A 12,416-nucleotide genomic window follows, 5' to 3' on the forward strand; every position below is an offset into this window, starting at 1 on the left:
CTTGACTCTGGGTTGTGCGCAAGCTTCACATGACGCGGATTCTTTCCGCTCTTCCAGGGGACATTGGTCGGGCATGAAATCGCAAGGAGAGGCAGATGCTTAACGGTTTCAAACGGCAACTCGGGCGTGCGCTATCGGCACAGATTTTCCTGACGCTGGCTGCAATCACCGGTTTGACCGCAGGGCTTGCGATTGCGCCTGCGCCTTCGAACGCCGCTGAAACGCGCCGTATCGAGATAACTGAAGATAGCGATTATTTCGGCTTCGACCTGCGCACCCAGAAGAACCTCACGCTGGACCAGTGCAAGAGCACCTGCCTCGGTGACAATGCCTGCCGTGCCTTCACCTATAATCCGAAGGTGAAGTGGTGCTTCCTCAAGACGGATTTCAACAAGCTCAATCCCTCTGTCGGTTCCATTGCGGGTAAGGTTGTATCGGGCGCGGCCAAGGACACCGCCAAAGCTGACATTGGTGCCCCACCGGCCATCACCTTCTTCGCTGACAATCTTGTCGACGAAGCGCGCCGTTTCCGCACCTCTATCCTGGCTGCCGACAGCAGCGAGGGCCTCAGCACCCTGAAGGCCGATGCAGCCACGGCGCTCGCCAACAGCGACCCGCGCACGGCGATGGAAAAGTTTGCAGCCGCAGCGGGTGCTGCTCCTGACGACAGCGCGCTCTGGACCGGGCTTGCTCTCGCCACTTTGGCGACCGAGCCTTCCAACAGCGAAGAGACGGCCAAGTTCAAACGCGACGCCACATCAGCAGCCTGGAACGGCTATCAGACCTCGCGCAGCAAGGCCGCGCGCGCCGACGCGCTGAACGCGATGGCGCAGGCGCTTGACCGTCGCGAGCTGTCCCGCCCTGCGCTTCAGGCCTATGATGCGAGCCTCAATCTCGTCAATTCAGCTTCCGTTCGCGCTGCCTATGAAGACCTCAAGGCCCGCAAGGGTTTCCGCATCGTTGACCACAGCGTCGATAATGACAATGCGTCGCCGCGCATCTGCGCCCAGTTTTCCGAAGAACTGGTCAAGAGCGGTGCCGACTATTCCAGTTTCGTGACGCTGGATAGCGCTGCGCCCAAGGCGATTGAAGCCAAGGATCGCCAGATTTGTGTCGAAGGTCTGGAACACGGCCGCACCTATAGCGTGACGTTCCGCGCCGGCTTGCCTGCCGCCATTGGCGAAACGCTGCCAGCGCCGGTAACCCTGTCTGTCTATGTGCAGGACCGCGCACCCTCGGTACGCTTTACTGGCGACAGCTTTGTGCTGCCTGCCAAGGCGCGTCGTGGCATTCCGCTGGTCAGCGTGAATATGGATGCGGCCAAGGTGAAGCTCTATCGCATCGGCGACCGCTCCTTGGCGCAGCTTCTGTCTGGTTATCAGTTTCTGCGTCAGCTCGACGGCTATGATGTCAGTACGGTTTCCGACCAGATGGGCGCGCCCGTCTGGGAAGGTGAGATCGAAACGGCTGGCGGCGAGCTGAACAAGGAAGCCACCACCAGTTTCCCCATCGATGAAGCACTGCCGCAGCGCAAACCGGGCGTTTATGTGCTAACGGCAGAACCGATCAAGGCAAGCGGTGAAAGCTATGACACCAAGGCAACGCAATGGTTCGTCGTATCGGATATCGGCCTTTCGACCTATGCCGGTCAGGATGGCATCAATGTCTTCGCGCGATCACTTGAAACGGCTGAGCCCCTTTCCGGCGTCAAGCTGACGCTGCTGGCCCGCAACAATGAAGTGCTGGGTGAAGCGACAACCGATAGCGACGGTCGCGCCACCTTTACCGCCGGTCTCACCCGCGGCTCCGGCGGCATGGTTCCCGCCGTCATGATGGCCAATCAGGGCGAAGACGATTTCGTCTTCCTCGATATGGCGCGTGCTGGCTTCGATCTCTCAGATCGCGGCGTCACCGGTCGTGCAGCGCCCAAGGCGCTCGACGTCTATGCCTGGACCGAACGCGGCATCTATCGTGCAGGCGAAGTGGTTCATGCCGCTGCCCTTGCCCGGGACGATGCGTCGCTCGCCGTGGACAATCTGCCGCTGACCTTCATCTTCACGCGCCCAGACGGCGTGGAAGACCGCCGCCTCGTCTCGGACAGCAGCAAGGTTGGTGGACATTCCGTCGACCTGACACTGCCCGCCAATGCCATGCGTGGCACATGGAACCTGAATATCTACACCGACCCCAAGCAACCGGCGGTCGCATCGCAGATGTTCCTGGTTCAAGATTTCGTGCCAGACCGCATCGAGTTCGACCTGACATCGGACAAGCCGGAAATTGCGAGCGGCGAAGCTGCCAATGTGACCGTCGATGGACGTTTCCTTTATGGTGCGCCCGCAGCCGGTCTGGCGCTGGAAGGCGAAGTCACGCTTTCAACCAAGCGCGACTGGGACCGTTTCGAGGGCTATTATTTCGGTTTGGCCGATGAAGGTCAGGGCGAAGCTACCCGTCTGCCACTCGACCAACTGCCCAAGGTTGGCGACGATGGCAAGGCGACATTCCCGGTCGTGATTGACGACCTGCCATCCACCACCCGTCTGATCAATGCAGCCGTCACCGTTCGCATGCGCGAAAGCGGCGGTCGTGCTGTGGAACGCAAGCTTGACCTTGCCGTTCGTCCGCAAGGATCGATGATCGGTATCCGGCCAGATTTTTCCGGCGATGAAGTACCGCAAGGCGGCACCGCAAAATTCAGCTTCATCGCTTCCGACGCCAAGGGCAACCGCACCAACATTGACGGCGCGGTCTGGTCGCTGGTGAAAGTCGAGCGCAATTACCAATGGTATCGCAGCGGCAATAGCTGGAACTACGAGCCGGTCACATTCACCAAGTCGATCGCAACCGGCAAGATCGACCTCAAGGCCGATGTGGAAGCCAGCATCACTCAGCCGGTCGACTGGGGCCGCTATCGTCTTGAAATCGAGACGGGGGATGCTTCGGGTCCGGCTTCAAGCTACGAATTCGACGCGGGCTGGTATGTGGCCGCAACCTCGACGGAAACGCCCGACGGCCTCGAAATCGCGCTCGACAAGGATCATTATGCAGCCGGTGAAACCGCCAAGCTGAAGGTCAGCCCACGTTTTGCCGGTGAACTGCTGATCACCATCGGCGCAGAAAAGCTGCTGACGACCATCAGCGAAAGCGTTTCGGCGGATGGCGCAACCATAGACATTCCAGTCGGCGAGGACTGGGGTGCTGGCGCTTACGTCACTGCAACGCTGTTCCGTCCGGGCAGCGCGCAAGAAAGCCGCATGCCCGCCCGTGCTATTGGCCTCAAATGGCTGAAGGTTGATCCTGCCGACAAGCAACTGGCAGTCAAGCTGACGCCACCGGAGAAAGCCACTCCGCGCGGCACGCTCTCGGTTCCCGTTTCTGTGGAAAATGCAGGCGGCGAACAGGCCTATGTCATGGTCGCCGCTGTCGATGTCGGCATTTTGAACCTCACGCGCTATCAGCCGCCTAATCCGGACAACTGGTTCTTCGGCCAGCGCCAGCTCGGTCTTGAACTGCGCGATATGTACGGACGCCTTATCGATGGTTCGCTGGGCACCACCGGCAAGCTGCGCACCGGCGGCGACGGCGGCAACATGGCAGCTGAAGGCAGCCCGCCGACTGAAAAGCTGGTCGCGCTTTTCTCCGGCCCGGTCGAGCTGGATAGCGATGGCAAGGCAACCATTGATTTCGATATTCCGCAATTCAACGGCACTGTCCGCGTCATGGCCGTAGCTTGGACAGTCAAGGCCGTGGGTCACGCTTCCAGCGATGTGATCGTGCGCGATCCGGTGGTCATTACGGCTGGTCTGCCGCGCTTCATGGCGCCGGGAGATCAGGCGACACTGCGCCTCGATATCGCCAATACGGACGCGCCCGATGGAAATTACCGTCTTAGCGTCGAAACGAGCGACAATCTCGGCACGGAAATCGGCTCTTATCCCGACACGCTTGCGCTGGCCGGTGGCAAACGCCATTCCGTCGCTGTGCCGCTCAACGCGCAGAAGACCGGACAGGGCAATATTACGATACGCCTTGCCAATGATGCCGGACTGGCCATCGAACAGAAGCTTTCGCTGCCGGTGCGTCCCGTCGATCTGCCAGTCACGACACGTCAGGTGGTCAGCCTTCCGGCCAATGGCGGTAGTCTCAAGATCGATGGCGGCCTGCTTTCCGAAAGCCTGCTCGACGGTGCTTTCGTGAGCGTCGGCGTCACCCGCAGCGCGGCGTTCGACGTGCCGTCGCTTCTGATGGCGCTTGATCGCTATCCTTATGGGTGTGCTGAGCAGACCACGAGCCGCGCCCTGCCCTTGCTTTATCTGAGCGAGATGGCGGCAGGCTCCGAAGCAAGTGCTGGCCTTGGCGATCAGGATGAACTGAAAAAGCGCGTGCAGGACGCCATCTATCGCGTGCTGAGCTATCAGTCTTCGTCCGGTTCGTTCGGCCTGTGGGGACCGGGTTCCGGCGACCTGTGGCTTGACGCCTATGTCACCGACTTCCTCACCCGTGCCCGCGAGAAGGGCTATGTGGTTCCGCAGGAAGCCCTGCTCTCGTCGCTGTCGAACCTGCAAAATGCGCTCGGCTATACGACCGACGCCAAGGAAAAAGGCAACGAAATCGCCTACTCGCTCTATGTGCTGGCGCGCAACAAGAAGGCTTCGGTCGGCGATCTGCGTTATTACGCGGATACGCAGCTCGATAATTTTGCAAGCCCGATGGCGATTGCCCAACTGGCCGCCGGACTGGCGCTTTATGGCGACCAGCAGCGTTCGGACCGGGTGTTCAACGTCGCTCTCGACCGGGCAAGCACCAATACGGCATTTGACTATAATCGCTCCGATTATGGTTCGCGGCTGCGTGATGGCGCGGCCATGCTGGCGCTGGCCGCCGAAAGCAAGCCTGCGCCGAAAGTGCTGCCTTCGCTTGTCACGCTGGTCGGTTACGAACGCGACCAGGCGAAATATCTCAGCACGCAGGATCAGGCGTGGATGCTGCTCGCAGCCCGTGGTCTCAAGGAGAACAATGCAGCGATTAATCTCGATATCAACGGCACGGCCCATGATGGCGCTTTCTCCGAACGCGTCAATGGCAACGCGCTGGAAGCTGAACCGCTTGTTCTGACAAACAGGGGCAGTGATGCAGTGGACGCGGTTGTAACAGCCGTTGCGCCGCCCGCGCAATCGCTGCCTGCCGGTGGCGAAGGCTTCAACATCGAGCGTGCCTATTACACGCTCGATGGACAGGAAGCCAACATCACCAGCATCAATCAGAACGAGCGTTTCGTCGTGGTGTTGAAGATCGACGATCTGCAACAATGGCAGTCGCGCCTGCTGGTCACCGATCTTCTGCCAGCCGGTCTGGAACTCGACAATCCGGGCCTCGTTTCGAGTGCCGATCTCGGCAACTTCCCATGGCTCGAAAGCACGCAGGCCGCGCATCTCGAATTCCGCGATGATCGCTTCGTCGCTGCGTTTGACCGCTCGGCAGGTGAGAAAAAGCAGATTGTTCTTGCCTATGTCGTACGTGCAGTGACGCCGGGGCTTTACACCCATCCGGCGGCGACCGTCGAGGACATGTATCGCCCGCAATATGCTGCGCGCACGGCGACTGGCATGATGGAGGTCACTGCGCCGTAGGACGGGCTTTCGGATAAGATATGAAACGGCGTTGGAAAATAGCAATTGGCGGTGCCGTAGTTCTCGGCATCGCCGCCGTTGCGACGGTCGGCCTTGACTGGCTCGACCGCGCTTTTCCTCCACCCTTGCCTGAACGCCTGACCATTTCCACGGAAGTGATGGACCGTGACGGTGAATTGTTGCGCGCCTATGCGACACCGGACGGCTATTGGCGTCTCAATACACGCATTGAAGATGTCGATCCGAAATTCGTGAAAATGCTGATCGCCTATGAGGATAAGCGCTTTTACGATCATAGCGGTATCGATCTCTGGGCCTTGGCGCGCGCAGCGGTGCAGCTTGCAGGCAACCAACGCATCGTGTCCGGCGGCTCCACCCTCTCCATGCAGTTGGCCCGGCTCATCGAACCACGCGAAAGCCGCAGCTTCGGCTCCAAATTCCGCCAGCTTGCCCGCGCCATGCAAATCGAGCGCCGTTTGAGCAAGGACCAGATATTAGAGCGTTATCTGACACTTGCCCCCTATGGCGGCAATCTGGAAGGCGTGCGCTCAGCATCGCTTGCCTATTTCGGCAAGGAGCCACTGCGGCTCACCACATCGGAAGCCGCAATGCTCGTCGCGCTGCCGCAATTGCCGGAACGTCGTCGTCCGGACCGCGCCGCCAGCACCGCACGCATGGCGCGTGATCGCGTGTTGACGCGAATGGTTCAGGCCGATGTTCTGACCAACGACGAAGCCGAACGCGGCAAGCGCGAGGCGATCTCCGCCGCCCGTCATGCTTTACCCGCCCTTGCGGCACACTTTACAGATCTGGCGCTCAAGAAAGCGCCGACAGAAGCCCGCCACACACTGACGCTGAAGAAATCCGTCCAACGGGGTCTCGAAGCATCGGCCCGCGAGGCGGCATCAAAACTTGGACCCACAGTGTCAGTGGCCATGGTGCTGGCCGATAGCCGCAACGGCAATATTCTCGGCGAAGTCGGGTCCGCGGATTATTTCGATGGCAGACGGCAAGGCTGGATCGACATGACGCGCGCCGTGCGCTCGCCTGGATCGACGCTCAAGCCATTCATCTACGGGCTGGCCTTCGAACAGGGCATGATTGCGCAGGAAACCATCATCGAAGACCGCCCGCAGGACTTTGCCGGTTATCGCCCGCGCAATTTTGACATGAGCTATCAGGGCGATGTCAGTATCCGTCAGGCGCTGCAAATGTCGCTGAACGTCCCGACCGTCAGCCTGCTGGACGCTATCGGTCCTGCCCGGTTGACCACGCGGTTTCGGCAGGCGGGTGTCAGCCTGCAACTGCCCAAGAACGAATCACCCGGTCTCGCCATCGGGCTTGGCGGCGCCGGGATCAGCCTGCGCGATCTGGTGCAGCTTTATACCGGCCTTGCCAATGGCGGACGTGGAGCCGCCTTGCGCGACGGAACCGAAATGGCAGAGCCGACGCAACCGTCCGGCCCTATTCTCACAGAACAAGCCTCATGGCAGATCGGCGATATTCTGGCCGGTGTCGTGCCTCCTCAAGGGGCACCCCGCCGTGGCCTCGCTTACAAGACCGGCACATCCTATGGTTATCGCGATGCATGGTCGGTCGGCTATGACGGGCGTTATGTTCTCGGCGTCTGGGTCGGGCGCGCCGATGGCGGTTCCGTGCCAGGGCTTGCCGGTTATGCATCCGCCGCGCCAATTTTGTTCGATGCTTTCGTCAAGTCGGGCGTGGTTTCCGTGCCATTGCCGCGCGCGCCAGCCGGAACATTCCGCACGGCCCGTGCCGATTTGCCTGTTACGCAGACACGGTTTTCGTCGGCGAGCGATCCGCTCCCTGTGCTGAAAGCCGCAACCGAACCCGCACCGCGCATCATTTTTCCGCCCGATGGCGCGCATGTGGAGTTAAAAGCACTGACTGAAACCGCATCGCCGCTGGTGCTGAAATTGCAGGGCGGGCGCGCACCGTTTCGCTGGCTCGCCAACGGCAAGCCCGTGGCAGAGCCGGAACGCCGCCGCACCGCCACATGGCAACCGGACGGCACGGGCTACTCGACCCTGACCGTGATCGACGCCGCAGGCCGCGCGGCAAGCGTGAAGATTTTCGTGGAATAGCGCTTATTGCGCCGCTTCCGCGACGACCTCGCGAACCTCAGTCTTTTTCTCCAGCGACATGACTTTCAGATTGCCGGAAAACAATATGCCGGTGATCGGCAGAACAGGTTCGGCTGGCAGTTCATCCTGACGAACGCTATCCTTCGGCACATGCAGCTTGTGTTCGACATCGCTATCCGCACCGGAAAGCGTCAACGCGACATTGCCCCGCGCGTCGAGAAGATTGGTGCCGTAGAGAAATTCGAAGCTCAGCATGGAGACGAGAAACTTGTACGTTCCGTCGCGCACACCACCCTTCATCATCGCTGCGCGGTGCAGCTCGTCGCGGATCTTGACATCGAGCGGCGGAATGCGTGGATCGCAGACATAGCCGACCGCCAGCAACTGGCCGTTGTCCACTTCAAAGCGCATACGCTCATTGCCGAGGTTCAGGGCGGAAATGGAAAAGCGGCGGTTGCTATATTCCACCGGAACACGCCCCAGCCGCTTGCATAGCTGCTCGCCACTTAAGGCGCGTGCATTGGCAAAGTGGTCGGGATCGATTGCAAAGGGAAGCGCCTTTGGACGATGGGGCGCGGAGAGCGCCGGTTCGAGCACATCAGCAATCAGGTTGGCGACGATGGTGGTGGCGATGGGCCGCGAATAATGCCCCTGATCGAGATAGAAAGACGGGTTGGTCACGGCATCGCGACCATATTGCTGCATCAGCATGCGCGAAACATCGGCGCAGATCGTGCCATACCATTGCGAGATGTAATTGATGCCCGCATCGATAGACGGAACCGAATTGAGGAAAGACCCGTTGCGCGCACCGAAGACGAGCGTTGCGATACGCAGGTTCGGATTGCGCTCCAATGCATAGCGGATAATCCCTTCATAGAACCGCGCCCAATGGCGGAAGGGCCTGCGCTCGTCGCCATAGACGAAAGCGTCGTTGATCGCATATTCGATCAGCAGCAATTCGCAGTCTTCCAGCTGCTCGAAAATCTTCAGCTGATAAAGACCGAGCGCGCTCGTCGTACCGCCGACCGCCAGATCGGCAACGATATCCAACTCCACCCCGCGTCGCGCCATGGTTGAAAGCAGGGTCGGCAGATAGCCGGGCAGCATGACGGTGTTGGAACCGCCAATGATTACAGTCTTGAGTTTCATTTCGTCACCGTTGCGGCCTGACCTGCAGGGGTCAGAGCCCCGCAGCGCCAGACGCCGTAATTTCCCTCATCCCAATCGAAATAATAAGCAGCCGCGATCTGGCCGCTATCCATCATCTGGCGAAAGCGTTCCCGCGCTTTCTCGACCAGTTGCTGGCGGTTATTGTCATCTGCCGGGCAGGCCTTGGATTTGTTGGCAAAGCCCCATTCCGTGATCCAGCACGGCTTTCCATCGGCACCGCCGCAGAAGGAAAGCGCCTTATCGACATGCTTGGCCCGCGCCGCCCGCGTTCCACTGCTGCCGGGATAAATGTGAATCCCGTAGCCATCGGCCACCGTATCGAGGCCGTGCTTTTTCAGAAGATCGGTGAAGGCCGCCGGATCGACCGTATCGATCCCGCGTCGATCTGCGTCGGCAAAGGGGATATCCGAAAGCCCCGCTGAAACCACCTTTGCGCCCGCATTGTGTCTGGTTTTCGCCAGTTCGGTACGAACGACGCGCAGCAGTTCGACATATTTCTCCGCGCCCTTCTCCACGAGAGGCAGTTCTTCCATTTCGCTCAGCGAGCGAGCGGTCTTTGTCTTTTCCTTCGGCAGAATGGCCAGATCGCCATTATAGGCGCCCCAGTTGATTTCGTTGCCGGTCTCGACACCGATCAGCTTCACGCCAAGCGCGTCGATTTTCTGCAACGCATCACCAATCGCTGTCTGAAAGCGTTTCGGATCAATATCCGATAGCCGGTACATGTCCCAGATACGGCCTCGCCCTGAACGCGGCTTTGTGCCTTCCGGATAGAAGTCCACATTGTTCAGCGAAACTTCCAGCAGGACTGCGAGCTTCTTCTCATGCGCAAGCCGCACTGCATCAATGCTCTGGTCGATTGGCCGCGTCAGCGAAAGCCGCACGGCAACAACGCCATTCTTCACCATCTGGTCGAAGATCTGTTCGCGCTCCCCAGCGGGCAACCAGGCCATATTGACCCGGTTGACGCCGAAGCGCGTATCGGCAAGAGCACCGTTCGGCACGATGTTGAGCAGGACAGCACCCAAAAGCGCTGCAATTGCCCGTTTGCTGCCCCCGGTGCTCCTGACCGTCAGTTTCATCGGATACCGATATCCTTCAGCGCGCCGTTGAAATTGGCTTCGCATTCCGAATAACGATTGATGGCGGCGGGCACATCGATCTTCGAAAGGAAGTCGCGCAGGTAAGCCTTTTTCTGCGGTTCACGGTTCCACACGCTGGCATCAATATGCGGAAAACCGACAAAACCCAGCATTTCGCGCATTCGGTCATCGACGGCGATCATCAGCCCCGGAATGCCGGACTGCATGCCGATGATCGTGCCGTGGAAGCGGCGGCTCAAGCCGAAATCCTGACTGGAAATCCAGCTGCGCCATTTGTGCGTATCGAAGAACACCAGCAGCTCATTCTTGCGCTGCCATTTTTCCATATGCTTGTATTCGACAGGCGCCGTGATGCGGCTTGCCGCCTGATCATAGGCTTCGGAGTGGTCTTCACCCGCCATGTTCATGTTGTAGACGATCACTTCGTCCTGAAGGACATAGCTTGCGACACTGTCCTTTTCGAGCAGCGCATGCGCGTCCACAATCGTATCAGCAACGCTGCCGAGATAGCCGCCGAAAGAGATTTTCTGCGCGTCCGCAAGGCTTGGATCAGCCAGACGGCTCAGCGAGCGTTTCATCTGGTCCGGTGCATAATAAAGCGATGGACAGCCGGTCGGACGGACATATTTCATGCCCGCATCCTTCAGGAATTCCGCCGTGAAATGGCCACGGGTCAGAAAGAAGCTTTCCTTGCGGCGCAGAATTTCAAGGAAGCGGCGCGTGCCTTCCGGCAGCTCTTCCTTCAGATTTTCCTTCTTCTGAATACCGATACCCATGACGACAATCGGCATGTTCAGCTTTTCAAAGACGAAGGATTCGGTCGTTGCCGCATAGCCCGGGCGCAAGAGATTCGCCGAGGCGAACAGGCAAAGATCAAAGCTCTCATTGAGCTTTGCATAGGTGTCCGGTGAATTGAGGCTGTTGGCGAGATGCCAGAACGGAACATAGGTCACGTCGTGGCCGCGCACGGCGTTGGCTGCGCCCTCACCGATAAGATAATTACCTGTATTGGCAATCTTCTTGACCTGATCGATCACATCCTTCTTCGTGCGGATAGGTTCGAAATAGGGGCGATGCTTCACGCTCGCCCCGGAAACACTTTCGACGGTCCGCATCAAATATGACGGAATGCCGGTAATCATTATGCGCATGATGATCCATCTTCGCTGGAGTTATAAAACGGCTCGTGGATTGGGAGCTATCCAATGCCGATTTCTGAAAGGGCGCTTCGGAAGTTGCGTTCGCGGTCCGAATATTTTTCGATCACGTCGGGGATGTTCATCGCCGCAATATGATCGCTCACGAATGCGCGCCGGTCGTTGGCGGCGTTGAGATCGCGGGCGTCGATCTTCGGCAGGCCGGAGAAATTCAGCATTTCGCGCATGCGATCATCGACAGCCACCATCAGGCTCGGCACGCCAGCCTGCATGGAAATGACATTGCCGTGGAAACGGCGACCGAAGGAGAAATCCATGGTCGAGCACCAGGCACGCCACTGATTGGTGTCGAGAAAAGCGTGAACGCTGATCTTCTTCTTGAGATCGCCGGAGCCCTTATAGGTGAGCGGGCCGACCAGTTCGCCTGTGGTCGAATCGTAGGCGCGGCCATTGGCGTCTGGCTCAAGCTGCATGTCGAAATGCAAAAGCTCATCCTGCACGACATAGGCCGAACGACCATCATCGGAACTAAGTGCATTCATGTCTCCGATGGTTTCCAGTTCCGCGCCCATATAGCCGGTGAAGACGGTGCGACCCTCGCCCACTTTCACATCCGGCAAGCGGCTGATTGCCTTGCGCATATTGTCGGGACGGAAATAGAGCGACGGACAGCCAACCGGGCGAACATAGGAAAAGCCCTGATCGCGCAGATAACCGGCGGCATTCTCGCCGCGCGTGAGGAAATAATGCTCACGGGATTTCAGGACTTCGAGAAGCTTCTTCGTGCCTGCTGGCAGACCGTCTTCACCTTCAATGTCCGGACGATTCTGAATGCCGATACCGAGCATCACCACCGGCATGTCGAGCTTGGACAGGACGAGTGCTTCAGCATCCGCTGACAGGCCCTTGCGCAACAGATTGGCGCAGGTAAAGACGCAGATGTCGAATTCCTTGTTGATCTCTTCGAGACCAGTCCCGTTATTGATGCAGTTATAAAGATGCCAGAAGGGAACATGTTTTGCAGATGGCAGAAGGGCGGTCATGGCGCCCTCTCCAATCAGATAATTACCCGTGTTGCTGATGTTCTTCAGTTCCTGGATAAAGTTATCCTTGGATTCCGAATCCCGCTGCTTTTCCGAATAATAAACCTGCGCTTTGTCCGCGCGCTGGATGAGGCGGGTCAAATGGCTCGGAATGCCGGTGACGAGAATTCGTGGGTTGGCTGGGCGGCTCATAGGTCGACCTTTC

Annotated in this window: 6 protein-coding genes; 2 read left to right on the forward strand and 4 right to left on the reverse strand. The window is 59.0% G+C overall.

Going from position 1 to position 12,416, the window contains the following annotated elements; genetic code table 11:
• Window positions 1–95 precede the first annotated feature (95 nt).
• Window positions 96–5,630 (forward strand): alpha-2-macroglobulin family protein, encoded by a 5,535-nt coding sequence (locus tag HWD97_RS13220; RefSeq protein ID WP_109367437.1) that lies wholly within the window; start codon window positions 96–98, stop codon window positions 5,628–5,630.
• Between the two features lie 20 nt (window positions 5,631–5,650).
• The gene (gene pbpC, locus HWD97_RS13225; protein WP_109367438.1) at window positions 5,651–7,735 is read left to right on the forward strand and encodes a penicillin-binding protein 1C; all 2,085 of its coding nucleotides are present in this window, start codon (window positions 5,651–5,653) and stop codon (window positions 7,733–7,735) included.
• A 3-nt stretch (window positions 7,736–7,738) separates the two neighbouring features.
• On the opposite strand, the gene HWD97_RS13230 is transcribed toward pbpC, so the two are convergent.
• Genes HWD97_RS13230 through HWD97_RS13245 form a run of 4 tightly spaced genes read right to left on the reverse strand, consistent with a single transcriptional unit; the run spans window position 7,739 to window position 12,403 of the window.
• Window positions 7,739–8,887 (reverse strand): SGNH/GDSL hydrolase family protein, encoded by a 1,149-nt coding sequence (locus tag HWD97_RS13230; protein WP_109367439.1) that lies wholly within the window; start codon window positions 8,885–8,887, stop codon window positions 7,739–7,741.
• Window positions 8,884–9,990, reverse strand: coding sequence for a glycosyl hydrolase (locus HWD97_RS13235; RefSeq protein WP_235858989.1), 1,107 nt, complete (start codon window positions 9,988–9,990; stop codon window positions 8,884–8,886). The genes HWD97_RS13230 and HWD97_RS13235 overlap by 4 nt, the downstream gene beginning before the upstream one ends.
• Window positions 9,987–11,162 (reverse strand): polysaccharide pyruvyl transferase family protein, encoded by a 1,176-nt coding sequence (locus tag HWD97_RS13240; protein WP_109367440.1) that lies wholly within the window; start codon window positions 11,160–11,162, stop codon window positions 9,987–9,989. Before HWD97_RS13240 ends, HWD97_RS13235 begins: the two co-directional genes overlap by 4 nt.
• A 47-nt stretch (window positions 11,163–11,209) precedes the next feature.
• On the reverse strand, window positions 11,210–12,403 hold the full coding sequence (locus HWD97_RS13245; protein WP_109367441.1) for a polysaccharide pyruvyl transferase family protein: 1,194 nt from the start codon (window positions 12,401–12,403) through the stop codon (window positions 11,210–11,212).
• Window positions 12,404–12,416 lie beyond the last annotated feature (13 nt).

Origin of the sequence: Ochrobactrum sp. C6C9 (genome assembly GCF_022627935.1) — a bacterium.
GTDB lineage: Bacteria > Pseudomonadota > Alphaproteobacteria > Rhizobiales > Rhizobiaceae > Brucella > Brucella teleogrylli.

Excerpts from the sequence above, each read along its gene's own strand:
- HWD97_RS13220 (WP_109367437.1), top strand. The coding sequence starts at position 96 with ATGCTTAACGGTTTCAAACGGCAACTCGGGCGTGCGCTATCGGCACAG.
- pbpC (WP_109367438.1), top strand. The coding sequence starts at position 5,651 with ATGAAACGGCGTTGGAAAATAGCAATTGGCGGTGCCGTAGTTCTCGGC.
- HWD97_RS13230 (WP_109367439.1), bottom strand. The coding sequence starts at position 8,887 with ATGAAACTCAAGACTGTAATCATTGGCGGTTCCAACACCGTCATGCTG.
- HWD97_RS13235 (WP_235858989.1), bottom strand. The coding sequence starts at position 9,990 with ATGAAACTGACGGTCAGGAGCACCGGGGGCAGCAAACGGGCAATTGCA.
- HWD97_RS13240 (WP_109367440.1), bottom strand. The coding sequence starts at position 11,162 with ATGCGCATAATGATTACCGGCATTCCGTCATATTTGATGCGGACCGTC.
- HWD97_RS13245 (WP_109367441.1), bottom strand. The coding sequence starts at position 12,403 with ATGAGCCGCCCAGCCAACCCACGAATTCTCGTCACCGGCATTCCGAGC.